Origin of the sequence: Bacillus sp. (in: firmicutes), from assembly GCF_031983925.1 — a bacterium.
GTDB lineage: Bacteria > Bacillota > Bacilli > Bacillales > Bacillaceae_G > Bacillus_A > Bacillus_A pacificus.
This window is the reverse complement of the sequence record NZ_DALYZR010000001.1, coordinates 200,742-225,514: the sequence shown is the minus strand read 5'-3', so window position 1 is coordinate 225,514 and position 24,773 is coordinate 200,742. Positions and strand designations below refer to the sequence as shown.

The 24,773-nt window shown below is 35.2% G+C and carries 28 protein-coding genes, 1 pseudogene and 1 riboswitch; of the genes and pseudogenes, 4 read left to right on the top strand and 25 right to left on the bottom strand.

The genetic code is table 11. The annotated features are described in order from the left end of the window. Positions 1 to 6: 6 nt before the first annotated feature. From RTP99_RS01230 to RTP99_RS01220, 3 genes are read right to left on the bottom strand one after another with little or no spacing between them, the layout of a single operon-like run. Complete coding sequence (locus tag RTP99_RS01230) at positions 7 to 192, bottom strand: capping complex subunit for YIEGIA (protein ID WP_000979051.1); 186 nt, start codon at positions 190 to 192, stop codon at positions 7 to 9. Next, a complete protein-coding gene (locus RTP99_RS01225) occupies positions 189 to 1,082 on the bottom strand; it encodes a YIEGIA family protein (protein ID WP_000575281.1) in 894 nt (297 codons plus the stop codon). Before RTP99_RS01225 ends, RTP99_RS01230 begins: the two co-directional genes overlap by 4 nt. Beyond that, complete coding sequence (locus RTP99_RS01220) at positions 1,075 to 1,686, bottom strand: YphA family membrane protein (protein ID WP_000399223.1); 612 nt, start codon at positions 1,684 to 1,686, stop codon at positions 1,075 to 1,077. Before RTP99_RS01220 ends, RTP99_RS01225 begins: the two co-directional genes overlap by 8 nt. Before the next feature lie 116 nt (positions 1,687 to 1,802). Here RTP99_RS01220 and RTP99_RS01215 point away from each other — a divergent pair, with 116 nt between their 5' ends. Beyond that, positions 1,803 to 1,937 (top strand): YpzI family protein, encoded by a 135-nt coding sequence (locus RTP99_RS01215; protein ID WP_000513900.1) that lies wholly within the window; start codon positions 1,803 to 1,805, stop codon positions 1,935 to 1,937. A gap of 316 nt (positions 1,938 to 2,253) precedes the next feature. Here RTP99_RS01215 and RTP99_RS01210 read toward each other — a convergent pair whose 3' ends face one another. From RTP99_RS01210 to RTP99_RS01195, 4 genes are all read right to left on the bottom strand, one after another. Next, positions 2,254 to 3,303 (bottom strand): type 2 isopentenyl-diphosphate Delta-isomerase, encoded by a 1,050-nt coding sequence (locus RTP99_RS01210; RefSeq protein ID WP_000251031.1) that lies wholly within the window; start codon positions 3,301 to 3,303, stop codon positions 2,254 to 2,256. 12 nt (positions 3,304 to 3,315) lie between these two features. Continuing rightward, positions 3,316 to 4,464, bottom strand: a complete 1,149-nt coding sequence (gene rpsA, locus RTP99_RS01205; RefSeq protein WP_000229550.1) for a 30S ribosomal protein S1 — start codon at positions 4,462 to 4,464, stop codon at positions 3,316 to 3,318. Positions 4,465 to 4,795: 331 nt separating this feature from the next. Next, on the bottom strand, positions 4,796 to 5,473 hold the full coding sequence (gene cmk / locus RTP99_RS01200) for a (d)CMP kinase (protein ID WP_000361265.1): 678 nt from the start codon (positions 5,471 to 5,473) through the stop codon (positions 4,796 to 4,798). Positions 5,474 to 5,601: 128 nt separating this feature from the next. Next, complete coding sequence (locus tag RTP99_RS01195; protein WP_000738060.1) at positions 5,602 to 5,775, bottom strand: YpfB family protein; 174 nt, start codon at positions 5,773 to 5,775, stop codon at positions 5,602 to 5,604. Positions 5,776 to 5,955: 180 nt separating this feature from the next. On the opposite strand from RTP99_RS01195, the gene ansA reads away from it, so the two are divergent. Further along, a complete protein-coding gene (ansA, locus tag RTP99_RS01190; RefSeq protein ID WP_000822020.1) occupies positions 5,956 to 6,930 on the top strand; it encodes an asparaginase in 975 nt (324 codons plus the stop codon). Between the two features lie 37 nt (positions 6,931 to 6,967). Here the strand turns inward: ansA and RTP99_RS01185 are convergent, their stop codons facing one another. From RTP99_RS01185 to RTP99_RS01130, 12 genes and pseudogenes are all read right to left on the bottom strand, one after another. Next, positions 6,968 to 7,948, bottom strand: a complete 981-nt coding sequence (locus RTP99_RS01185; RefSeq protein ID WP_001168496.1) for a YpdA family putative bacillithiol disulfide reductase — start codon at positions 7,946 to 7,948, stop codon at positions 6,968 to 6,970. A gap of 109 nt (positions 7,949 to 8,057) precedes the next feature. Next, positions 8,058 to 8,588 carry a peptidoglycan recognition protein family protein gene (locus RTP99_RS01180; RefSeq protein ID WP_001240643.1) on the bottom strand — a complete coding sequence of 177 codons (531 nt, stop codon included), beginning with the start codon at positions 8,586 to 8,588 and terminating at the stop codon, positions 8,058 to 8,060. A 79-nt stretch (positions 8,589 to 8,667) separates the two neighbouring features. Continuing rightward, on the bottom strand, positions 8,668 to 8,904 hold the full coding sequence (locus tag RTP99_RS01175) for a DUF3961 domain-containing protein (protein ID WP_001983018.1): 237 nt from the start codon (positions 8,902 to 8,904) through the stop codon (positions 8,668 to 8,670). A 92-nt stretch (positions 8,905 to 8,996) separates the two neighbouring features. Next, positions 8,997 to 9,194: a hypothetical protein gene (locus tag RTP99_RS01170; protein ID WP_073569243.1), complete on the bottom strand. Its 198-nt coding sequence runs from the start codon at positions 9,192 to 9,194 to the stop codon at positions 8,997 to 8,999. Between the two features lie 91 nt (positions 9,195 to 9,285). Beyond that, positions 9,286 to 10,572, bottom strand: coding sequence for an NAD-specific glutamate dehydrogenase (gene gudB / locus RTP99_RS01165; protein ID WP_000225176.1), 1,287 nt, complete (start codon positions 10,570 to 10,572; stop codon positions 9,286 to 9,288). A gap of 265 nt (positions 10,573 to 10,837) precedes the next feature. After that, positions 10,838 to 11,446 (bottom strand): genetic competence negative regulator, encoded by a 609-nt coding sequence (locus tag RTP99_RS01160; RefSeq protein ID WP_001235392.1) that lies wholly within the window; start codon positions 11,444 to 11,446, stop codon positions 10,838 to 10,840. Positions 11,447 to 11,523: 77 nt separating this feature from the next. Continuing rightward, positions 11,524 to 12,400, bottom strand: a pseudogene (locus tag RTP99_RS01155) (MerR family transcriptional regulator). Continuing rightward, positions 12,400 to 13,176, bottom strand: a complete 777-nt coding sequence (locus RTP99_RS01150) for a metallophosphoesterase (RefSeq protein ID WP_000637812.1) — start codon at positions 13,174 to 13,176, stop codon at positions 12,400 to 12,402. Before RTP99_RS01150 ends, RTP99_RS01155 begins: the two are co-directional and overlap by 1 nt. 58 nt (positions 13,177 to 13,234) lie before the next feature. Then, positions 13,235 to 13,714 carry a LysM peptidoglycan-binding domain-containing protein gene (locus tag RTP99_RS01145; protein WP_001254344.1) on the bottom strand — a complete coding sequence of 160 codons (480 nt, stop codon included), beginning with the start codon at positions 13,712 to 13,714 and terminating at the stop codon, positions 13,235 to 13,237. A gap of 22 nt (positions 13,715 to 13,736) precedes the next feature. Continuing rightward, complete coding sequence (locus RTP99_RS01140; protein WP_001025765.1) at positions 13,737 to 14,300, bottom strand: CPBP family intramembrane glutamic endopeptidase; 564 nt, start codon at positions 14,298 to 14,300, stop codon at positions 13,737 to 13,739. Next, a complete protein-coding gene (locus RTP99_RS01135; RefSeq protein ID WP_016717008.1) occupies positions 14,300 to 15,829 on the bottom strand; it encodes a RecQ family ATP-dependent DNA helicase in 1,530 nt (509 codons plus the stop codon). The genes RTP99_RS01140 and RTP99_RS01135 overlap by 1 nt, the downstream gene beginning before the upstream one ends. Next, complete coding sequence (locus RTP99_RS01130; protein ID WP_001177002.1) at positions 15,819 to 16,880, bottom strand: YpbB family protein; 1,062 nt, start codon at positions 16,878 to 16,880, stop codon at positions 15,819 to 15,821. The genes RTP99_RS01135 and RTP99_RS01130 overlap by 11 nt, the downstream gene beginning before the upstream one ends. Before the next feature lie 297 nt (positions 16,881 to 17,177). On the opposite strand from RTP99_RS01130, the gene RTP99_RS01125 reads away from it, so the two are divergent. Further along, a complete protein-coding gene (locus RTP99_RS01125) occupies positions 17,178 to 17,426 on the top strand; it encodes a ferredoxin (protein WP_001151996.1) in 249 nt (82 codons plus the stop codon). Positions 17,427 to 17,548: 122 nt separating this feature from the next. Here the strand turns inward: RTP99_RS01125 and RTP99_RS01120 are convergent, their stop codons facing one another. Then, positions 17,549 to 18,127: an ECF transporter S component gene (locus RTP99_RS01120; RefSeq protein WP_000810859.1), complete on the bottom strand. Its 579-nt coding sequence runs from the start codon at positions 18,125 to 18,127 to the stop codon at positions 17,549 to 17,551. A gap of 162 nt (positions 18,128 to 18,289) precedes the next feature. Continuing rightward, a riboswitch (FMN riboswitch) is annotated at positions 18,290 to 18,429 on the bottom strand. Between the two features lie 245 nt (positions 18,430 to 18,674). Between RTP99_RS01120 and RTP99_RS01115 the strand changes: the two genes are divergently transcribed. Beyond that, positions 18,675 to 19,361 carry a hypothetical protein gene (locus RTP99_RS01115; protein ID WP_000711801.1) on the top strand — a complete coding sequence of 229 codons (687 nt, stop codon included), beginning with the start codon at positions 18,675 to 18,677 and terminating at the stop codon, positions 19,359 to 19,361. A 29-nt stretch (positions 19,362 to 19,390) separates the two neighbouring features. Here RTP99_RS01115 and RTP99_RS01110 read toward each other — a convergent pair whose 3' ends face one another. The 5 genes from RTP99_RS01110 to resC form a co-directional block, all read right to left on the bottom strand. After that, positions 19,391 to 20,005, bottom strand: coding sequence for a peptidoglycan DD-metalloendopeptidase family protein (locus RTP99_RS01110; RefSeq protein WP_000645699.1), 615 nt, complete (start codon positions 20,003 to 20,005; stop codon positions 19,391 to 19,393). Between the two features lie 84 nt (positions 20,006 to 20,089). Continuing rightward, positions 20,090 to 20,671, bottom strand: a complete 582-nt coding sequence (locus RTP99_RS01105) for a cob(I)yrinic acid a,c-diamide adenosyltransferase (protein WP_000781286.1) — start codon at positions 20,669 to 20,671, stop codon at positions 20,090 to 20,092. 137 nt (positions 20,672 to 20,808) lie between these two features. Continuing rightward, on the bottom strand, positions 20,809 to 22,584 hold the full coding sequence (gene resE / locus RTP99_RS01100; RefSeq protein ID WP_000964682.1) for a sensor histidine kinase ResE: 1,776 nt from the start codon (positions 22,582 to 22,584) through the stop codon (positions 20,809 to 20,811). After that, complete coding sequence (gene resD, locus RTP99_RS01095) at positions 22,584 to 23,300, bottom strand: DNA-binding response regulator ResD (protein ID WP_000426862.1); 717 nt, start codon at positions 23,298 to 23,300, stop codon at positions 22,584 to 22,586. Before resD ends, resE begins: the two co-directional genes overlap by 1 nt. Before the next feature lie 302 nt (positions 23,301 to 23,602). After that, positions 23,603 to 24,760, bottom strand: coding sequence for a cytochrome c biogenesis protein ResC (resC, locus tag RTP99_RS01090; RefSeq protein WP_000250094.1), 1,158 nt, complete (start codon positions 24,758 to 24,760; stop codon positions 23,603 to 23,605). Positions 24,761 to 24,773: the final 13 nt, after the last annotated feature.

Here is a 24,773-nt window from a genome sequence, read left to right as displayed (position 1 = left end):
ACGTTGCTAATGTTTCACAATAATATATACATTCTCTTGTAAGCGATGCGCAATGCCATCTAGAATTGCCTCTAAATTATTTGCAACAAATTCTAATTCCTCTTTAGATTCACAAGTAAACAGAGGAGCACCACCAGCAAATTTCTCCGGGGTCGTTGTAATAACTGCAAGAATTACACTTTCTAACATCATCTCTTATCTCCCCTTCCTTTCGGGGCTTCCGATGACATATGAACAGCACTTTCTAACGTCGGCACGTTCCCTATGACACCTATCGCTTTCTCCGCATCTTGATCTTGTGGCAAGACAAAGATTCCAACCCTGCCATCCTCTAAATCACGCTTTGCTAACGGTACAAGTGCCGGCGTACCAGAATCTCTATAAATTCCTAAAGCAACAGAAACATCATGTAAAATAGCTTGTCGTTGTCCTAAGTTAGAGATTGTCACCATCGCATCAATTGATTTCGGTCTTAAAATAAAACCCATTCCATACTTCATAATTTCCTCTTGTCTTGCTGGCAATCCAATATTCATAATGTAAATATTATCAATATACAGCCCCGCTCCTTCAAAACGAAGTGGAACATGCTCGATATCAACAAGATCATGCAACCTCTTACCAGACATTAATTTTTTCGCGATAAAAAATGCGATGATAGCCATAACTACTCCAGCAATCCATGAACGGAACCCTATATAAGCAAACGTCGTTACAAACGACGTTAACATCGCCAAATAGTTGCGACTTTCAAAAACTAATGCAATTCCTTCAATATATGTATTCCCACGCGGTACAAGCTCATAACCATCTAATTGTTGCAATGTATTTCTTTCCATATTACGCACATCACGAAACTGTGTTGCTGCTAACGTAAGAAACGTAATGGCAGAAAAATCTTTTTTCAATATAGACGGAATCGCAATCGCTCCTAAAGCTGCCGCAATTAACCCCATCGCAATATGAATAATTTTCCCGTGGAGCCTCGTCGGATATTGCCGCGTATCTGTCCGGAGCATAAGCACTCTCGTTACTGTCCCTGCTATTACGCCGCATAAAATGGCCGGTGTATATTCAATCATGTATTACCCTCGCCTTTCTTTTACGTGTTTTCCTCTTAAACTGTTCCATGTGTACTGATACTTTCGCAATCCAAAATAAAATTGCCATGAATAATGTAGAAACAGCGACGATATCAAAAAACGCTAAACTACCGTAATCGTAAGGAAAATGCAGTTTCCGAAAAATAATTGTCACAAACAACTCTCCCTGCAACATTCCTATATAAAGAGAACATAGTCGTAATATGCGATCCTCATGTAATAAAACGGATGCATATACAAGAGCACTACTTAACAAAAACAACCTGTCCACCACAATCCAAATCGGATCATATACTTCTAACAAATGAAAACTTGTATATAACATTGCAATAATAAGTGCCGAAAGTAAGCTATATAATTTTTTCCAAATAGAATAGAGCGTGATTCCTATAAAAGCTATACCAGAAAGTAAAAGTGCATTTACTGATACCGTGAATGAAGCAATCGTTACATGTAACGGAGAACAAATAATAAAAATCAATATACAGGCGCTTATCTTCCACCGAATAGAGTCCTTTTTCATAAAAAATGTTACGACAATCCACCCTATCCAAGCTACAAAATAAAAAGTACTCCCTTCCATCATTTCACCTCCTATGTTTTCCATTATGGGAACTTTTTATGAAAGTTAATCCACTTTCTTCGCGCATAGTTTTTTCATATAACAGCAACACTTTTAATAAGGAGGTGCTATTCATTATGGGTAAAGATCGTCAAGAACGAAAACTAAGAGAATCTCGCCGCGTTGAATCTGATCGTGACCAATCACTACAATATCCGGGTGCAACTGGACTTGATACACCTGAGCAAGCTCGTAAGCAAAATCAGCACTAATGAATACAAAAAGACGGTTTCGATATTGTACGAAACCGTCTTTTACATATCCCTCATATTTTTTATTTATATCAAAATAACATTTCACATGCGAATCTTTCTACAATTTATTTCTATTCTTCTCTCTTTTCCCTTGGCAAAATTAAATCTTCTTCAATAATTAATTAGCAAACTTTCCACATTTTTAATCAAAACTTATTTAATAAAAAATTTATATATATTAACAATTTTATTTTTATAGAATATCAATTCTATCCCTCACCTTATATTACTAAAACGAATAGAATACAAAAAAATCAACCGTTCGGTTGATTTTTTATCTCCTACTATAATGCGTCGTATCAATACCACGCTGCGTTAACCAATGATACGTTTCGCCCTTTACAACAAGAGGTACAGATTGTAACTCTTCTATCGTCTTCGCACCGAGAGCTGTCATAATAAATTTCAAATCTGTATGTAGAAGATCAATTTCATCCACTAACTTCTCGATGCCATCTTGCATTAAAATGCGTAAAAAGTATCCAGCAAAAGCAGTTGTATTCGCCCCTAATGCGATTGCTTTCGCTACGTCAAGCGCTGTTTGTATACCCCCAGATGCAATAAAAGAGAGGTTATTATTTGTAGAGGTTGCTTCAACAATCGAGGTTGCTGTTTGTATGCCCCAGTTATTAAAATAAGAAAGCATTCGCTGTCTTCTTTCATTTTCAACAGCAGCAAAATTCGTACCACCTTGTCCGCCAATATCAATTGCCGTTACACCTATGCTCGCTAACTGTTGCATTGTTTCCTTGCTCATCCCAAATCCAACTTCTTTCACAATGACAGGAACTTTACTATTTAAAACAATTTTCTCAATGCGCCGAAGTACACCAGTAAAGTCACGGTCTCCTTCTGGCATCGTTAACTCTTGTATGACATTTAAATGAATTTGCAATGCATTCGCTTCAATCATATCAACAGCACGCTCTGCCTGTTCGATAGTTGCCTCACTACCTAAATTAGCAAAGAAAATACCATTTGGATTTACCTTTCTGATAATCTTATAAGAAGCTGCCTCACTTTCATCTTTTAACGCCGCCATTTGCGAACCTACAGCCATAGCAAGGTTATGATGTTTCGCTACATATGCTAATTGCTCATTAATATGTAACGTTTTCTCTCCTCCACCACCAGTCATCGCATTGATAAAAATCGGCGAACTTAGTGAAAGTTCGCCGATTTTTGTTTCACATGTTATTGTGTCATAATTTGAATTTGGCAAGCTTTGATGCACAAAATCAATATCATGAAAGCCATGCGTACGAGACTGACCAGTAGAAAGAGCGTATTCAATATGATCTAATTTACGTTTTGCCCTTACCACTTGTACCCCTCTTTATTTCTTTAATTTTTTCAGTTGTTCACCAATAATGTCACTTAATTGGAAAGTAGCAGAATCAGCATTCGGTTCATACTGACTATAATCTTCAGTTACATTATTTTCCTCAAACGCTTCTTTTATACTTAAAGAAATACGTTTCTCTGCTACATGAACTTCAAGTACTTTCACTTTTACTTCTTGTCCCATTTCCAATACTTCATTTGGATTTTTTACGTGACGATTTGCAATTTGAGATACATGCACAAGACCTTCGACGCCAGGTAAAATTTCAACGAATGCACCAAATGTAACAAGACGTTTTACTATTCCCTCACGAATATCTCCAGCTTTTACTTCACCAGCAATATTTTCCCAAGGTCCTGGTTGAGCTGCTTTAATTGATAAAGAAATACGTTGTGTATCAGCATCCACAGATAACACCTTCACCTTTACCTTTTGACCTTGCTCTAATACTTCAGAAGGTTGCTCTACACGTTCGTGTGAAATTTGTGAAATATGAACTAAACCGTCCACACCTCCAACATTAACGAAAGCACCAAAATCCGTTAGTCGTTGTACTGTTCCTTCCACAACGTCTCCTTCTTTTAATGAAGAAATTGCTTCTTTCTTCTTAGAATCTAGTTCTAATTCTACTACCGCTTTATGCGAAAGAATCACGCGATTTTTTTCACGGTCCAATTCAACAATTTTCACGGCTAATGTTTTCCCTTTATAGTCAGTAAAATCTTCTACATAATGTACTTCTACAAGTGAAGCTGGGATAAAACCACGAACACCAAGGTCCACAACTAATCCACCATTCACGATATCTTTTACGGTAACATCAAATACGTGACCAGAAGTAAATTTCTCTTGTAATTCTATCCATGCTTTTTCTGCATCAACAGCACGTTTAGATAAGACAAGATCATTTTCTTCTAATTTAATAATCTTTAATTCTAGTATTTGATCTAATTCTACAACATCGCTTGCTTTTTCAATATGAACGTTAGCTAATTCACTAATTGGAATTACGCCATCTGTTTTGTATCCAACATTTACAAGCACTTGTTTCTCTTCAACTTTCGTTACAGAACCTGTAACAACGTCACCAACTTGTAATTCTTTTGAATCCATAACTTCTTCATTCATTTTCTCTACCATGGAAATACCTCCCTACAGAATTGACAAAGCATTTTTTATGTATATACGAAATGAAAACAATTGTTTTCATTTGCATGTTTAAGAATTTATCATCACATACGTAAGCTTCATACATTTCACTAGAAAATATATTAAACCTATATAAATAGTATACAGCAAAATCATCTTGAAGAAAGTATGTTTTGAAATATAATAGCGAATATATTCTGAAAGTTTTATCCTTCTTTTATTAACTTCTTACAAATCTGATTATTTGTCAAGGAAAGAGACTCACAATTCACGTATCCTTTACATTTCATAAATAAAAAAAGAAAGGGGCTATGCCCTTTCTTTATTTCGCAAACACTCCTGAAACAATACTCATAATCTTTTGGACAACTTCTTCAATTGATAAAGAAGTTGTATCTAATTCCAATGCATCATCAGCTTTTTTTAGAGGAGAAACTTCACGTTCTGAATCTAATTTATCACGCTGAGCAATTTCTTCTTTTAACTGCTCTAAATTAGAATCGAAGCCTTTATTCATATTTTCTAAATGTCTTCTCTCTGCTCTTTCTTCAACAGAAGCAAGCATAAAGATCTTCACTTCAGCATCTGGTAACACATGTGTACCAATATCACGGCCATCCATTACAACGCCGCCTTTTTCTGCTAACTCTTGTTGACGACGTACCATTTCTTCACGAACAAGGCGATGTTTTGCCACAATTGATACTCGATTCGTCACCTCAGGTGTACGAATGACTTCCGAAACATCTTGTCCATTTAAAAATACAAGTTGTGTATTTTCTCCTTGCTGAAACTCAATTTTTACATTTTTTACAACTTCCATTAACTGCTCTTCATTTTCAATGTCCACTTTTTGCTCAAGGGCTGCATATGTAATTGTACGATACATTGCGCCTGTATCAATATAAACGTAAGAAAGCTTCTTCGCTACAACTTTTGCAACTGTACTTTTTCCAGCAGCTGCTGGACCATCTATAGCAATTGAAATTCGTTTATCCATTGTAACACCTCATTTTTTCACTTGTAAAACAAAACGAAAAGCAGGTATTCTCCTGCTTCTTCTCATTTGCTTCACGTCATTAAATCCTCAATTATTGTAGCATAATCCTTCATAGAAGAAAATGAAAACTACCTATTCACCAGTAAGATTTCTGCTTTGTTTTTTACCATGACACCTTCATAATAAACAATTTTAGATAAATATTTCACTGATGACTTATGTATAAATAACAATTGCACAACAGAAAGACAAATGAATTGTATTATTAATATACGAATAAGCATTCTCTCCATCTTTTTCAACGTAATGGCTCCCTCCTATACTGTATTTGCACATTTCGTTTCGTAATTTTATACATCGTACATATAGCATTTCATTTTATTGTCATTTTCGAGGCATACTTTTATACATTTCCATTGTCGAATTTACTCAAAACATGTTATGTTCTAAATGTATTTTTTTACTTGAAAGGGGTATAAGCATTGAAAAGAATCCTAGTTTTACACACAGGTGGAACAATTGCAATGGAGGAAGATAAAGAAACTGGGGTCGTACAACCAGGTGAAAAAAATCCTCTTTTAAAATTCATTCCGGATTTAGAAGGCGATGTTGATTTAATCGTTGAAGATGTGTTTCATCTACCATCTCCTCATATGACACCGAGCGAAATGTTACAATTACAAGTCATCATTGATGAAAGAGTAAAACAAGACAACATTCATGGCGTAGTCATTACGCATGGTACGGATACATTAGAAGAAACAGCCTATTTCTTAGATTTAACAGTACAAGCAACTATTCCGATCGTTGTAACAGGCGCAATGCGCTCTAGCAATGAATTAGGTGCTGATGGTCTATATAACTTCTTATCAGCTGTAAAAGTCGCTAGCAGTAGTGAAGCTGCCGAAAAAGGCGTTTTAGTCGTATTAAACGACGAAATTCATTGCGCTACAAACGTAACGAAAACACATACAAGTAATGTAGCAACATTCCAAAGTCCACAGTATGGACCAATTGGTATGGTAACAAAACGTGGTGTTGTATTCCACCATGCTTTAGTACATCACGAAACATATTCAGTAAATAAGGTTTCTAAAAATGTAGTCGTTCTAAAAGCGTACGCTGGTATGGACGATACATTGTTAGCAGCAATTGAAAATCTTCCGGTAGATGGGATTGTTATTGAAGCGCTTGGACAAGGTAATTTACCTCCAAGAACACTTCCTAGTCTAGAGCGACTAATAAATAAAGGAATTCCTGTCGTATTAGTTTCTCGCTGTTTCAATGGCATCGTTCAAGATGTATATTCATATGAAGGTGGCGGCAAACAATTAAAAGATATGGGTATTGTATTCACATACGGTTTAAACGCTCAAAAAGCACGTATTAAATTATTAGTTGCATTAGAGAATACAACTTCTCATGAAGCAATCCAAAACATGTTTATGCACGATTAAAAAAGAAGCTGTCGAAGTTTATTTCGACAGCTTCTTTTTATATTTCTCTTGTTGCAATGGTTTGCGCAATCGCATCCCCATGAAATCGACCGTTCTCAATAAATATTTCATTTGCATTATTTCCAGCAGCAATTACACCTGCAATGAAAATATTTTCAGCGTTCGTTTCCATCGTATCCTGTGCATAAATTGGACGTCCTGTCTCTTCATCAATCCGAACACCCATCTTTGTTAAGAAACTATGATCAGGATGGTAACCAGTCATCGCAAATACAAAATCATTTTGGATTGTATATGCTTCGCCATCAACTGTATACGTTAATGTATGTTCAGTAATTTCTTTCACATGAGCCCCGAAATGCATGTCAATTATACCATTTCGGACTAACGCCTCAAACTCTGGCAAAATCCACGGCTTTATACTTGGTGAATACTCACTTCCGCGATATAAAACCGTTACACGCGCACCAGCTTTCACAAGCTCTAAAGCGGCATCTACACTCGAGTTTTTCCCACCTATAACGACTACATCTCGATCAAAATAAGGATGTCCTTCTTTAAAATAGTGAGCTACCTTCTTCAATTCCTCACCAGGAACATTCATATAATTTGGATTGTCATAATATCCAGTTGCTACTACAATATATTTCGCTATATATATTTCTCTACTTCCGTCACGCTTTGTCGTCTCAACCTGAAAAGCTTCTCCATCTTTTTGAACGTTCTCCACTCGTTCAAAAGCATTTACACGTACAGATTTACGTTTTACTACTTCGCGATAATACGCAAGCGCTTGATTTCGAACAGGCTTACGATTTTCTGTAATAAAAGCTACATCACCAATTTCTAATTTTTCACTAGAGGAGAAAAATGTTTGATGAGTTGGATAATTATAAATTGCATTTACAATGTTTCCTTTTTCAATTACTAACGGATTTATCCCTACCTTTTGCAACGAAATTGCTGCTGCTAATCCGCACGGACCGCCTCCAATTATAATAGCTGTTTCTTTCTGCATACTCGGTTCACTCCTAGTCTTCTACCAATACACTATTTATAAAAACAAGAAAAAACCTACTTACAGCAGTAGGCACCTATCTTTATTGTATTCATTTTTCATATATTTGTCATCTAAACGAAACGTACATCCGATAGACATCTGCTAAAAACTGCTGAAATTTAATACCTTGTTTCCCTAATACATTTTCAGGATCAATCTTTCTAGCTGGGTCAAGTGTTTTATGTGATACGATATCTTTTTTCGGATTCAAGCCGAAGTTTTGACATAAATACGCATGATACCACGTAAAACGGGTATATGCTTCCCAAAAGTTAACATCACCGCCATAACAAAGCTCCACTCCAATGGCAGCCTTATTGGCATCATATCCATATAAGTCATTATCTGTCGGCACACCATATCGAACATGGTAGGCAACTTCATTTATAGGAATAATTTCTAATATCGTTTTGTCATCTATAAATGTATGTGCCGAAGCTTTCGGCTGTATTTCATTAAAATAATCCCGATTCCCAATCGCATTGCTACCAGGATTCCCCGTATCATGACTTACAATAAACCTTACTTTAGAAAGAGGAATACCCGGTCGTGAACTTCCATATCCAATATAGTTACGCTCTATAGGAAACATCGCCATTACTACCAACTCCCGCTTCAGAAGATTACCTTACTTCTTTATATATGTATTCGGTAGCAATGTCCTTATAGCATATTTCTTACGCGAAGAGAAAATCGAAAATATTTGATGTGAACACCATAAATAATAAAATACTTACAGCAACTCCATAAAAACCGTAAAACCAAACACAATCTTCTTTCGTATCTAAACCGAAAAATTTATTTACTGATTGTAATAATGTGCCGCGCTTACTTTGTTTGTTTCTTAATACTTCCACTCGTTCTACAACATCTGCTGGCATCATAAATCTTTGGTCTACTGTCATTTTCATCATTTATCTCTCCTTAAAATCATTTCCGTTTTGTTTATCTAAGGAGAGTATAGCACGTTTGTTCGTGTAGAACAAGCGTTCTTTTTGTTTTTATTTTATTTTTCAACAAACCAATTAATAATTACCAATATAAAAGCGATAATCGGCCCTACTACAACCGCACCAAATATTAAAAACAATAGTCCTTCTCCGAACACCCGAGCGGTACTTGCTTTTCGATTTTGCTTCGTTTTTACGAGTTCTCCCTCTAACCTCTTAACCCTTTCTTCTAATTGTTCTACTCGTTCCATCATTTCATTTCCCGTTTACAACACCTCACTCTAATACTTCAACAAAAAAAACGTGATTCCCTCGAAAGGAATCACGTTTTCTCACAATATAATATTATACCCAACCTCTGAAGCGACTTGCTTCAGCCATTTTACGAACACCGACCATATACGCTGCTAAGCGCATGTTCACTTTACGAACTTGTGCTGTTTCATAAATAGAATCAAATGATCTTACCATTACTTTTTCTAAACGTTGTTCTACTTCTTCTTCAGTCCAGTAGTAACCTTGGTTATTTTGTACCCACTCAAAGTAAGATACTGTTACCCCACCAGCACTCGCTAATACGTCTGGAACAAGTAAAATTCCGCGATCTGTTAAAATTTTAGTTGCTTCTAATGTTGTTGGACCATTTGCAGCTTCAACAACAATTTTTGCTTTAATATCATTAGCATTTTCTTCTGTAATTTGATTCTCAATTGCAGCTGGAACTAAAATGTCACAATCAAGTTCTAACAATTCTTTGTTTGAAATTGTATTATTAAATAGTTTTGTTACTGTACCGAAGCTGTCACGACGGTCTAATAAATAATCAATATCTAATCCATTTGGATCATGCAATGCGCCGTAAGCATCTGAGATTGCAATAACTTTTGCACCTGCATCATGCATAAATTTAGCTAAGAAGCTACCAGCATTACCGAATCCTTGAACAACAACGCGCGCACCTTTAATATCAATGTCGCGTTTTTTTGCAGCTTCGCGAATACAAATTGTAACACCTTTCGCTGTTGCTGTTTCACGTCCATGTGATCCACCTAATACAAGTGGCTTACCTGTAATAAATCCTGGCGAGTTAAATTCATCAATACGGCTATACTCATCCATCATCCATGCCATAATTTGAGAGTTTGTGAATACATCTGGAGCTGGAATATCTTTCGTCGGCCCTACGATTTGACTAATTGCTCGTACATAACCACGGCTTAATCTTTCTAACTCACGGAATGACATTTCACGTGGGTCACAGATAATTCCACCTTTACCTCCGCCATATGGTAAGTCGACAATACCACATTTTAAACTCATCCAAATTGAAAGTGCTTTCACTTCATTTTCTGTTACATTCGGATGGAAGCGAATTCCACCTTTCGTTGGACCAACAGCATCATTATGTTGTGCACGATATCCTGTAAATATTTTAACAGTCCCGTCATCCATACGAACTGGTATTTTCACTGTCATCATACGAACTGGTTCTTTTAATAATTCATATACTTCGTTTGGATAACCCAATTTTTCTAACGCTTCACTGATAACAATTTGTGTTGAATTCAATAGTTCAAAATGTTGTTCCCTTTGTTGTTGTGTTTTTGTTTGAGTTCCCTTTTCGGCTACCATAGTAAGTAAACCCCCTGTAATTTCACTTGTTTAGTAAACCTTCATTGCCTAGTATACACCGTTAAATTTGGAATGCAATAGAAAACGCTAACAAATATATACAAAGTATTTTCTGTTGCAAGCGTTTTCACTATCATTATAGTCCTTTTATTACTTTTAGAAAAGTAAAATACTTAAATATTTAAATATTTTTTATTTTATTCATGTACAGCACTTTGAAAAGATACATTTAAGTACAATAAAAAAAACAAAACCTTAGGTTATATTAGCTAAGGTTTTGTTTTTTCACAAAGTAATTGTGTATTTGTTCAATTGCTTGAGAAGCCATTAATTCTTTACCATACTCCATTAGACGATAAATAGTTGCTGTAGACGGATTACCATATTCCGCTAAAATAGCTATAAAATCTGCCTTCAGTAATTGAATTTGCTCCTCTTCTTCCATCCAAAGATAGAAACGCCCATCCCACGTATATAATTTTCCGCCAGTTACATCAAGGTTATATAAACGATTCGACAGGTTAATTACGTCATCTAGTGTAGCAAATTCATAAAGGATATGCTCGCTTTCATCTAGAGTCACTTGCATTTCAATAAACTCGTCACGGAACTCATCATCTGTATCCGCTTCTTGATGTTCTTTCGTTACAATTACGACCATTCCTTGCGCTTGTAGAGAAAATACTTCAACTGCAATCGGACCATCCGCTTCAAATCCTAATTCTTTATTTGCTTCTTGCATCATATCACGAAATAATTGCTGTACTTTCGGTGCATTTCTCCACAAATCTTCTTTCGTTAATCCTCTTTCAGATAAATCATCAAATGTTAAGAAAATTTTTATCTTATTGTAATTTAATCGTTCCAGCCTCATATCATACCCTCCCTACGCAACCAATGAATATAATTTTTATTATATGAAATAGAAAATAGATGGTTCTTTTCAAACAACTATTCTAACATGTTTAACCAATCATCCCATTCTTCTTTCGTATCACCAATTAGGCTTGTTTGAATGTTCAACTGATCTCGAGCACCTATTTCTCCTATAATTCCAACAGAAAGGTTCTCATTTTTTTCTTGCAAAAAATCCACATAGCTCATTGCGTTCTTCCGTTCTCGTCCGTCATCAAAAGAGATTACTACATATTTAGGTCTTATTTGCTCAACAGCTAACGAAATACTATCTTCCGCTAAGCTTGCCCGAATATATATCACATCATATCCTTTTAATCGTAAATACGTTGAGAAAACAAACCCTTTCGACATATTACTTTCTAACACGACAACTTTGTGTATAGAAGAAAACGATGATGCATTATGATATACCATCCCTAGACGCGTTTTGTAAAAATGATACGACATATTGGAATTGCACCATTGTAACTTCATTATTATTTTTTAACGCTAACAATTTATTTGACACTTGAAGAACAATACTTGCTATAACTTTTTCTGTTGTATAAATACTAAAAGCCTCGTTTAACAATGCAGAAGTTGTAATTTCATCAAATTTTAACAAAGCTTGTAGTATATCGTCCACTAAAACAACTTCTCTATCGTAATGTATTTCATTTTGAACATTATTCTGCAAACGATTCCCTTCTAATAATTGAACTGCTTGTCCAATCATCATGCCGGCAGAAACCTTGTCCATTAACCATTTCAAAATTTGAATATGCTCTTCTGTATATAATCGATGCCCCGCATGATTCCGCTTTGGGGCAATCATTTGATATCGTCTTTCCCATGCACGAAGCGTACTTGGTTGAATTCCAATTATATTCGAAACAGCTTTTATATTATATTTTCCGTTTAGAGTTGGCATCATTTCCCTCCGCATAACGTAATAATATGTGTTTGAGCAGGTGCTCGGAAGCGAAATGGAACCAACGTTGTTCCATACCCATTACTAACAAAAAGAGTCATATTTGAATGCTTATATACGCCACCTTTTAAATATTTTTTAGATGGGAATAATCGAATCTGTCCTCCATGTGTATGTCCACTTAACACAAGTGAAATTTGTTCTTTTCCAGACATTTTATTTATTATATCAGGGTTGTGGCTAATTAATATGCGAAAACCATCTTCCTTACAATCAGCCAACGCTAAATCTAAACGATCACGTTTCAAGCCAACATCATCTACACCGAGCAAACAAATTTTCTCTCCTAATTCAGACTCAAATACAACTCTTGTATTATCTAAAACTTTCACATTATTTTCTAATAATAAAGCATCCAATTCATGATATTCAATTTCATAATCATTATTTCCCCATACAAAATATACAGGAGCTATCGCTCTTAACATTTGTATATTTGCAGAGATTTTCGATAAAGGGACACCTTTTTCCGCTAAATCACCACCAATAATTACAAGATCTACTTTTCCTTTTACTTGTTCAATTAACGAATTCGAAATGCCCCTTCTATGAATATCTGATATAAAAAATATATTTACTTTTTGAAAACTTTTCGGAAATTCTTCAAATATTAAAGTATGTTCTAGCACCGTATTACGCGTTGCTTCCGTATACATTACAAGAAGAAATATAATACCAATACAAACGAGAGTACTTAATAAGATAATCCATATCATATATTTTTTACTCCCTTCCTCATAAAGATAATTCCCAGTTTTTATAGTAAGTATTTTACTAACTCTCTCGCTTCGTGGACTTATCTTTTATCGGAATTTTTAATTCTTGACCTACATTCACTTCATCTTTTTGTAAATCATTATACTTTTTAATCACTTCGATCCCAGTTTCATCTGAAAAATATTGCTTCGCTATACTTTCTAAGGTTTCTCCCTCTTTCACCGTATGTGTGACAACTTTCTCAGATGATGCCTCGGACTGAGATTTAGCTGAATCAAAGAAAATGACCTCAAATGCACTTTTTCCAGCGTTATTACCATCACTTTTCACCTGAATATATTTATCCGTATACCATAAAATACTAATTGGTAGTAATATGAATAGAAATGTTAAAACTCGGACGAAAATATGATTCATTTTAAACTTTTGTTTTTTCTCTTTATTTCTATGAATTTCACTACGCGGCGGTAAACCTTCTTTTTCTTCCACTCGCTCAACTTCTAATTCCTCTTCAAAATCAGGAATTCGTCTTCTCATGTTGTTCACCACCACCTTCCATTTATTTTCTTAATTGGAGCCCCATTATAAAATCAACAAGAAAGTGTGCAAAGATTGTTATAAACAAATTTCCTGTCCATTCAAATACATAGCCAAAAACAAAACTAATGAAACAGACGAAACAAAACAAAAATGGCTTTTTTATATACCGAATATGTAATACTGCAAATACGAAACTCGCTATTACAATTCCAAAGTGCGTCTGCACTACACCTCTAAATAAAAATTCTTCTGCAAAGCCGATAATGAATGTAATAACAAGTAGATGCATAACTGACATCCCTTGAAACATCCTATCATTAATACCACCATCATCAAACCAAGACTCTGGAAATACTCGCATTGCAACATAATCTAATAACACAATACCAATCGCTAACAAGCCACCTATTATAAGTATAGACACCGGTTCCCATTTCCACAGACTATACACCGACTTTATATCTCGGAATAGTATATATGCTAGTAAACAACCGATACCGATAATAATGAACTGTGTGATATACAGATTCAACCTTATTTCTTTCGGACTCATATCTTCAATATTATGCCTTTGAATGTTCATCATTCCCCCATCTTTTCTAGACCGAAAAGCTTTTGTAACTCTGTTTCCCAATTATAGTCGAAATCCGATTGTTGCGCTTGTCTTTTTTTATAATCTGTTTTTGTAATATGACAATAGTCGCAGCAATTCTTTAACTCGCCCTCTTTTCTGTAACCGAACTGTCGCAGCAAATATTCACGTCTACATTCTTTCACTTGTATCCATGATTTCATGTTTTCTAGCTCACTATATTTATTACGTAGCCTGATTTCTACTTCAGCTATTAATCTTGTCATAATTTCATCTGACAAGCTCTCTAATATTAATTTTCTCTGTTGTATGATTCCAAGCTTTTCAAGATGATAGCGGATGAAACGCCAATATTGTTCATTAAATCTTGCTGCATTATAACAAATTTCTTCTACCTCTTCTATTGGTAATTCTTTCGTTTGAAACATTCTTTCCTGCAGTAAAGAAAATAAAAATTGTATTTGTGACTGGCTTGGCAATTCATCTTCAATGATTGAAATTGGTAAATCGTGATCTAACGGACTGCATAGTAAAATAGCTATACTAGGTTCACCATCTCTTCCAGCTCTTCCGATTTCTTGTAAATAAGAAGCTATATTAGTCGGATAGTGGAAATGAATAATATATCTCGTATTTGATTTATTTACTCCCATACCAAAAGCACTTGTACATATTACAAGCTGCAACTGGTCATTCATAAACTGCTGTTGAATTAACATGCGCTCTTCATGTTCCATACCACCATGATAGAAAGCGACACCAGTAACGCCTTTTCCTCTTAAATATTCCGTTAAACGTTCTGTCCATGCTCTGCTTGAACAATATACAATCCCCGGCCCTTGTAAATACATCACCTGTTCCAAAAGCGCCTCTTTCTTCTCTTCTATCGTCTCCACAAATTGTACTTCCATTGCTATATTTGGACGATCAATAGAATACACATGCTGCGTCACATTCTCCAAATTCAAACTCTCTGCTATATCTCGGAGTACATCTTTCGTCGCTGTTGCAGTTAATGCTAGCACCGTAGGAGACCCGATATTTTCAATAACTACATTTAGTTTTTTATAATCTGGTCTAAAATCATAACCCCATTGCGAAATACAATGAGCTTCATCCACAACAAATAATGAAATATGAACTTTCTTCAATTCTCTTATTAACAATTCCGACTGCAACATCTCAGGTGAAACAAAAATAAATTTATAGGAAGCTAACCTTTTCATTGCTTCTCTTTTTTCATGTAATGTCCGAAAACTATTAAATGCTATCACTCGGTTTTTCACAACATATTTTAATTGTGTAACCTGATCTTCCATCAAAGATAATAATGGTGATACAACAAGTACTGTCCCTTCTTGCATGAGCCCTGGAAGTTGATAGCACATAGACTTCCCTCTTCCGGTCGGAAGCATCGCTATAACATCTTTTCCTTCCAATAAATCTGTAATTACCCCTTTTTGACCTGGACGAAATTCAGAATATCCAAACCACCTATATAAATATTCCTCAAGTTTCATTTATACCCTCCATCCGCGCCAATACAAGACGAACTTCAAAATAAGAGATATCCTCTCCAACAGCTTGTTTCAACTCACGCAACTTACGTGTTTGTAATGCATCAATTACTTCTGTTACTTTATCTATTTTGTCTTTTTCCATAAACATCTCAATAGAAAAATCTCTTTCCCGCAAAGCAATTTCAACAAAATGGTCTTCTATCGTTGCAACCTTTAGATTTCTAATTGTCGCTATTTCTTCTAATGAGCGCCCTTGTCTCCAAAAATTATATGTTTTTTTCGTTGATAAACTAAATAATTCAGCTCCCTCATTTGGATAAGAGATAATCTCAGCTAATAACGGAAATTCATTTTCTTTATCGCGAACTTCTTGTATAAGGAAATGAATTGTACCCCAAAATAAGAAATATACCCTGAAAATATCTCGTTTCGTAATTTCCGCTAACTGCTGCAATGTACAACCGATACGTTCATATCCTGTTAATCTATATGTTACAATCGTCGCTTCTATCACATCACATTTCCCTAAAAGATTATGTATTTCTTTCCATAATCTTTTCGCCAATTCACTTCGCCTATACGGCATACCTGTTAAAAATCGCTTCACCCACACCATTATTTCTGTATCTTGTTGAATAGGAATAAACTTCGTATTATTCTGTTGTAAATTAGATACAGTTTGAATAATTAAAGATAATCTTTTCCAAAACGTTTCACCTAATTCACCATAGTGCAAACCATGCAAATGGGCTGGAAAAGCATACCCTTCCTCCCATGTATGTAACTGCATTTTACCTTTAGGCGTTAACAAATATGTATTTTCATGTATTTCTTGAATCAAATCTGCTTGCAACAACTTTGCAACTTCACGATCATATTCATTTCTATTTAACGATTTATATATTCCAAACAAAAAAGAAATTCGGAACATATTTCCATCTTGTAACGTTTGCGAAGAACGTTTTCCCTTTAATAAATAATAAATAGAAGAAACGGTTCTTTCACCATTCAATTGTTTTAAACAATACAATACAGTATATTGTAGTTGCATTACCGCTTCCACCTTTCAATCTAACTTAATTACTTTTGATATGATTGCGCCATCTACCGTTACTCATTAAACTTATCATATGGGCAATATATACCTGTATATATTATATTGTACCAAACGAAATAACATTTACGTATTTTGAAAATCTTATGACATAATGCAAAAATTAGTTGACACTCTAATTGATAAGGATTATCATTATAATTTTATGTTGAAAAGTTTTAAAAACCGTTTTACAATAAGGTTATAATTTTTATGGCGAGCTTTTCACATACATATTATCAGGAGGGAAAAAAGATGGCAAAATATACAATCGTTGATAAAGATACTTGTATTGCATGTGGTGCTTGTGGCGCTGCTGCACCAGACATTTATGACTATGATGATGAAGGTATTGCATTCGTAACATTAGACGATAACCAAGGTATCGTTGAAATTCCAGATGTATTACTTGAAGATATGATGGATGCATTCGAAGGTTGTCCAACTGACTCAATTAAAGTTGCTGACGAATCATTCGACGGCGATGCTTTAAAATTCGAATAGTCTTTTATTAACTTCAAAAAATACCTCTCATTCATTTGAGGGGTATTTTTTGTTTTCTATTTTCAGTCTCCTTAATAAAAAACCATTAGTAGTTGTATACTACTAATGGTTTTATTTTATATTTATGCATTTTTCATTTTTGCAAATACCCATACTTTCAGGCGTGAGAATAACGCTACAAATACAATTGTTACAACAATTCCTTTAATCAAATTAAATGGTAAGATTGCCGTTACAACCGTTGTTTTTATCGCTTCGCTAGACATAGCTGGTGAATTTAAAAACCAAGTGTAAGCTGGGAATATGATGATGTAATTTAATACACTCATAATGAGCGCCATTGTAATTGTCCCTAGCATTAATCCTGTCGTTAAACTCTTAACAGTACGATACTTCCTAAATAAGAAAGTTGCTGGTCCAATAAATAAACATCCTGCAATAAAGTTAGCAATTTCTCCAACTGGTACTCCCGTTAAACTCCCTTGAATCCCGTAATGTAAAATATTCTTTATCACTTCTACAATTACCCCTGCAACTGGCCCGAAAATAATCGCAGCAATTAGAGCTGGCACATCACTAAAATCAATTTTTAAAAATGGCGGAAGCCCTGGGAACGGGAAATCCAACATCATCAGTAAATATGCAATACTACTTAGCATTGCTACACTCACCATCTGCACTACACTGTTTTTTTGTTTCATCTTTCTCTCTCCTTTTCCATCGATCATCTCATGGAAAGTGGAAAGGTTCTGCTATGCCTACTTTTTCATAGAACGAAAAAACCCTTTGTGTTTTACACAAAGGGAGAATTTAAGGCACATCAAACAGACGTTCAAATACCTATCTTTTTTGAACGCTTGAACCTCCATCTTCTCCCATCCAGACTGTACTGTCGGCTTTGGAATCACACCAAATCCTGCCTTAACGGCTCGCGGGCTTAGAACAAAATCACATATAGTTCATCACCGCCGGTCGGGATTTTCACCCTGCCCCGAAGATAGACCGATATTCTATTTTCTACTTCATTATACAACAACATGATCGTATTGTGAACAAAAAAATCGTAACTTATTAAAAATAAGTTATTAATTTTACATAATCAAAATCATTCATTATATTTTACAATACACTCCATATTTTTTAGTATTCGGCATTTCTCCTATGAATCCCCTAGTCATATATAATTAAAAGTGATAAGATGTTGAATTGTTAAGATAAGAACATTTTCTGGATTATGGAGGAAATGTCATGAAGAAAGAAAAGAGACACTCTATTCGAGAAACAATGAAAAAAAACTTAAGGAAAGAATACTTTTACTTAAAAAAAGAATTACTTTTCTACTGTCCAATTGATTTAGGCACATTCTCAAGCGAGACATACTATGCTGCTTTCGATGAAGATGGCATCAGTATTTATCAGTATGATAAAAAGTCAGAAAGTAAATTAAAATTATGTGAGCGTCATCCATGGAAGAGTTGGAATAAAGTAAAGGTTGATCATTATTTGACAACTTCACAATTTATTTTTCAAGGTGAGCGAAACTGGATATTATCCCTTTTCCAAAAAGGAAAAGAAGCTCAAAAAATAATAGAAGAGCATACACCTTTACAAATTGAAGTTGTTTCCCGCTCTTTCTTAAAAAAGCTTCCTGGTTTCCGTTCTAATGCACCGTTGAATAAATACATCGGCAGCATTTGCTATACTGCACTCATTGCATTTTTATTAAAATGGATGATTCCATTTCAAGGGCCACAAATCGCCCTGTACTCTATTTCAATCGGTTGTATGCTTCTTGGTTTACTTTGTTTGACAATTGGTTTAATTGAACCGACTATTGTACTATTTCGAACAAACGAAAAAACAAGAGCGAAAGTATTTTACTTATATAGCTACTTAGCTATTTCTGGATTTATATGTGTCTTTATTTTTTGGTAAAAAAGAGCTAGTTTTAACTAGCTCTTTTTTTACTTTACATATAATTGTTGATTTGGATAAATCAGCTCTTGTTGCAACCCATTTTTTTCTTGAATTTCCTTAACTGACATTCTAAATTTCCGCGCAATGCTAACTAGAGTGTCGCCTTTTTGGACGACGTATAACGATGAAGAAACTGCTTCATTTCTTTGTTCATGTAAAACAAGCAATGGATTCATCGCATTCTTTTTTGCCATCGTCCATCTTCCTTGATGAACTTCTAAATGTAAGTGTGCACCTCGGGATTCTCCTGTATTTCCTACTTCTCCAATTATTTCTCCTTTTGAAATATAATCCCCTTGAACTACATATCTCTTATTTAAATGTGCATACACAGCCTCATATTCTCCATGTTTAATAAAAACAACGTTTCCATAACTACTTGAATAATAAGACTTTGTTACCTTACCTTCTTGAATAGCTGACACAGGCGCGCCGATCGGTGCCGCTATATCTATACCGTAGTGTTTTCCGTGCCTTGTTCCAAAATAATCACTTATCTGTCCTTCAACAGGCCATGCCCATTGATTTCCCTCTGCGTACACATGTAATTGAGATAAAAATAGTACTGTCAATAACATAACGCCATATTTTAAAGCTTTCATATACATCCTCCGTTTTCTAATTACGACCATACCTTCTCTATTTTGGTATATTACAGAAAAAACTATACAAAAAAAGAAAGTGAATCACTCCACTTCCTTCTCTTTCTTATCACGAAAAACGATTGCACTGCGATTATACTCTACATCTTTTACTTGTAATCGAGCGTTTATTACTCTAGCTACTGCAAATAAATAATCAGATAATCTATTTACATACTTTAGAACAACTTCATTTATTTCTCCTTCTTTTTGCAGGGACACGATACATCGTTCTGCTCGCCTTACAACTGTACGTGCAATATGAATAGCAGCTGCCGACTCGCTTCCACCTGGTAAAATAAACCGTTCTAGCGGCGGTGCTTCTTCTATATACGAATCGATCCTACTTTCTAAGTTTTCGACCATTTCAATTTTTACTTTATAAGGAATTTTCTCGCCTACTATCGCCAAGTCTCCCCCGCAATCAAATAGTTCATGTTGAATCGTTTCAAGTTCATTGTAAATATCTCCGAAAGACCCGCCTTGTAGTTTAGTCATCGCATATCCAATATGAGAATTCGCCTCATCTATTGTGCCATATGCTTCAACTCGGATATTATCTTTATCCACTCTGCCTCCTATTACACTTGTTGTCCCTTTATCTCCTGTTTTTGTATATAATTTCATCGCTTTACGACACCCCTCTCATCATTCTTCATTCGACTAAGTTAGAAAAAAAGTTCTACTATTATTTATTTAATTGATTTTACAAAAAAATAAACAACAGTAGAACTTTATTCATTATCAACTTTAAAAACGTATATCTAAATTATACGATTCGGTAAATATACAGAGAATGTAGTTCCCTCTCCAACGACACTTGAAACAGCAATTTTCCCATCATGGCCTTGCACAATATTTTTTGCAATCGCAAGCCCGAGTCCTGTTCCACCTTTTTTCCCACGTGTTCTTGCTTTATCAGCTTTATAGAAACGATCAAATAAAAATGGAATATCTTCTTCTGGAATACCAGCGCCCGAATCTTGTACTTCAAAAATAAGACCATTATTTTTCGTATCAATTACAAGCGTTACATGTCCACCTGCGTTCGTATGACGTATTGCGTTATCAATTAAATTCGTCAATACTTGTTCCATACGATCTGCATCAAACGGGTATTGCTCAATTGGATTTTTGAAATCAACCGTTAACGCGACTTCTTTATCCTTTGCAATTCCCTGGAATTTACGACCTATTTTTTCAACGAAAGGATGAATATCAACTTCACCTATATGTAACTCTACATTACCACTTTCCATACGCGCTAAATCTAACAATTCATTTACAAGTTTCCCTAAACGAACGGATTCATCATAAATGATTTGAACAAACTCGTTAATTTCTTCTTTTGTTTGCACAATATCATCTAAAATTGCTTCACTATACCCTTGGAGCATGACCATCGGTGTACGAAGTTCATGTGATACGTTCGCAATAAAGTCTTGGCGCATTTTCTCAAGACGGCGTTCTTCCGTCATATCACGCAATACAGCTACAGCCCCACGAATTTTCGTTTGATTGTAAAGCGGCGTCATAAGAACTACATAGTTACCTTTTTGTAAATTAATTTCAACCACTTGTTGTTGTTCGCTTTCTACAACGAGATGGAATAGTTCAACAAGTTCAGAAGGTAGTTTTTTACTGAGCTCTATCTCTTTTTCTTCTTGCCAAACTTGTAAGAAATGTTCAGCCGGCGGATTGATTACAACGACTTCACCCTCTTGATTTAATGTAATAACCCCATCTGCCATACTACTTAAAATACTAGCTAACTGTTCTTTCTCTTGCTGCAGGGCATTCATATTAAACTTCAACTGTTTCCCCATTTGATTTAAGGCTGTTGCAAGCTCACCAATCTCGTCCTGGGATACCATAGGAGCTTTTGCATCAAACTTCCCACGCGATACCTCAAAAGCAACCTCACGCATTTTACGAAGCGGTGCTGTAATTCGAGTAGATAAGAAGAATGCAAAGAAAGTTGTTAATATAATCGCAATCCCTGCTGATAAGAATATAAAATCAGTCGTTCTTTCCATACCTTGTATCGGCACTTGTAAAGATTCGTATACAAACACTGCACTTTGATTTTTTGACTGTACTGGTTTTCCAACAATCATAATATCATTTTCAGTATTTTTATTCTTTCTACTATTAGAGGCTTTTCTAATGTTATTCTTAATTTCTTTTTTGTCTGTAAACACAGCCGCTAATTCTTTATCTTCTTTTAAGTCATCCATTGTAAGAGTGACTAATCCTTCTTGTTTCGGTGAAGAAGATATTTCTTTTCCATCTTCTACAATAATGATCCTTGAAAGTGGATCAGAGAATTTGTATGCGATATTCTCAATCGTTTTTACATCGGCACCTTCTTCAATTAACTCTGAAACACTTGTTGCAACTTTTTGAAGCCTAGCTTCACTCATATCAACATAATATGTTCTAAAAAACTGTGAAAGTAAAATCGCAACAAATCCAAGCACGAACGAAACGAGAAGTAATATGGTCATCCATAACTTCCCTACTACACTTCTCCAAAGCATCAGTCGTTCACAACCTCAAACTTGTAACCTACTCCCCAAACGGTAACAATCATCTTCGCAGCATCGGGTGATTTTTTACTTAACTTCTCACGTAAACGCTTTACATGCGTATCAACTGTACGTAAATCTCCGAAGAATTCATATTGCCATACTTCTTTTAGCAATTGCTCACGATCGAATACTTTATCAGGCGCTTTCGCTAAGAATAATAGTAATTCGTATTCTTTCGGTGTTAAGTTCACCTCATTACCATCTGCTGTAACACGGTGTGCATCATTATCAATTGTTAAATGAGGGAATACAGTAACATCTTTTGTCGTTGTATCTTGTGTAAAGAATGTTGTTGGTACAGAACGGCGTAAGACCGCTTTCACTCGAAGCACTACTTCACGTGGGCTAAATGGTTTCACAATATAATCATCAGTTCCTACCTCAAACCCTTGTACTCGATTTACTTCTTCACCTTTTGCTGTCAACATAATAATTGGCGTCGCTTTCTTCTCACGAACCCCTTTACATACTTCGATACCATCTTTACCCGGCATCATAAGATCTAATAAAATTAAATCATAATCATTTTGCAGCGCCATTTCTAAAGCTGTATCACCATTGTCTGCTTCTTCAATTGTGTATTGTTCTCTCTCTAAATACATTTTCAACAAACGACGAATACGATCCTCATCGTCTACAATTAAAATTCTTGATTCATTTTCCATTTCTACCCGTTGCGTACTTTTACCACAACGGTTCACACCTACCCTTCTATACTATTATGTTGCGCTATTCTCGTTTATTTAAGCAACCTTCTAAATGTTTCACTTCCCATATTATGCTTCACAAGAATAATAAAGTTTGTTCAATTTTTTTCCAAAACTATGTATTTTTTTTGAACAGTATATAATGTCCTCGACATCATTTTACAAAATCAACCGCTACTTTGTCATGTTTTTCTCAAAAAAGAAGAAAAGTTGACAAAAATAAAATAGGAAAGTGACATACACTCTCCTATTTTATTTCTCTATGCGTATGAATGTAAACCCGCGATAATTAAGTTTACTACAATAAAGTTAAACATAATGATTGCAAAACCAATTACAGCTAACCATGCTGACTTCTCTCCGTGCCACCCTTTTGATAAACGTAAATGTAATACTGCCGCATAAAAGAGCCACGTTATAAGTGCCCAAACCTCTTTCGGATCCCAGCCCCAAAAACGTGTCCACGCTATTTGAGCCCAAATCATGGCGAAAATTAATGCACCTAATGTGAAAACTGGGAATCCAATTGCAATAGAACGATATCCTATTTCATCTAACAAATCGCTATTCGTATTTTTCACTAACGGCTGAAGTGCCGCTGATACTCGTTTACGTAAAATTAGCCTTAATACGATATAGAGTAACGTTCCGACTAACACTGACCAAATAACAGTATTTAATTTTTTCGCATTTACAATCGCCGGAACTTCAACTGTCGGCTCTAATTTATTTTCTGTCAGTAACTTCCCTTCATGCGGCCCCACTAAAGCCGGAAGATTGTATTTCATTTCCACTTGTTGTTCATTTTTATCAATCCATTGAAACTTCGCTTCATATTTCATACTAGAAAATACCGTTGTCACTCCAATAAACCCAACTGTACAAACAAGTGTGAATACTACAGTCTCTAGCCAAAATGTACGTTTACTTTTCACTGATTGATCTACATTTTTCAATAAATACATAACGCCCGTAATAAAACTAATTGCTAAAATTGCTTGTCCTGCAGCCGCAGTCGTCACGTGAATATGTAACCAATTACTTTTTAAAGATGGAATAAGCGGTGATATTTCCCTCGGAAACATACTTGCATAAGCAATTAATAAAAGCGCAACTGGTAATGCAAATAGTCCGATTATACTTACGCGGTACATAAAGTACATGACAATAAATGCTCCGACAAGCATCATGCCGAAAAACGTACCAAATTCAAAAAAGTTACTAACTGGCGCATGACCTGATGCGATCCACCTTGTTACAAAATAAACTGTTTGTGCAATAAACCCTAAAATTGTAATCGTTATTCCTACGTTTGCCCATTTATGACCCTTTTCTTTAATTGCTCCCCCAAAAAATAGAGTGGCAATTAAATATAAAATAAATGCGGTAAAGAGAAAGTTACTACTTATTTGCACCATATCGTTTCCCCAC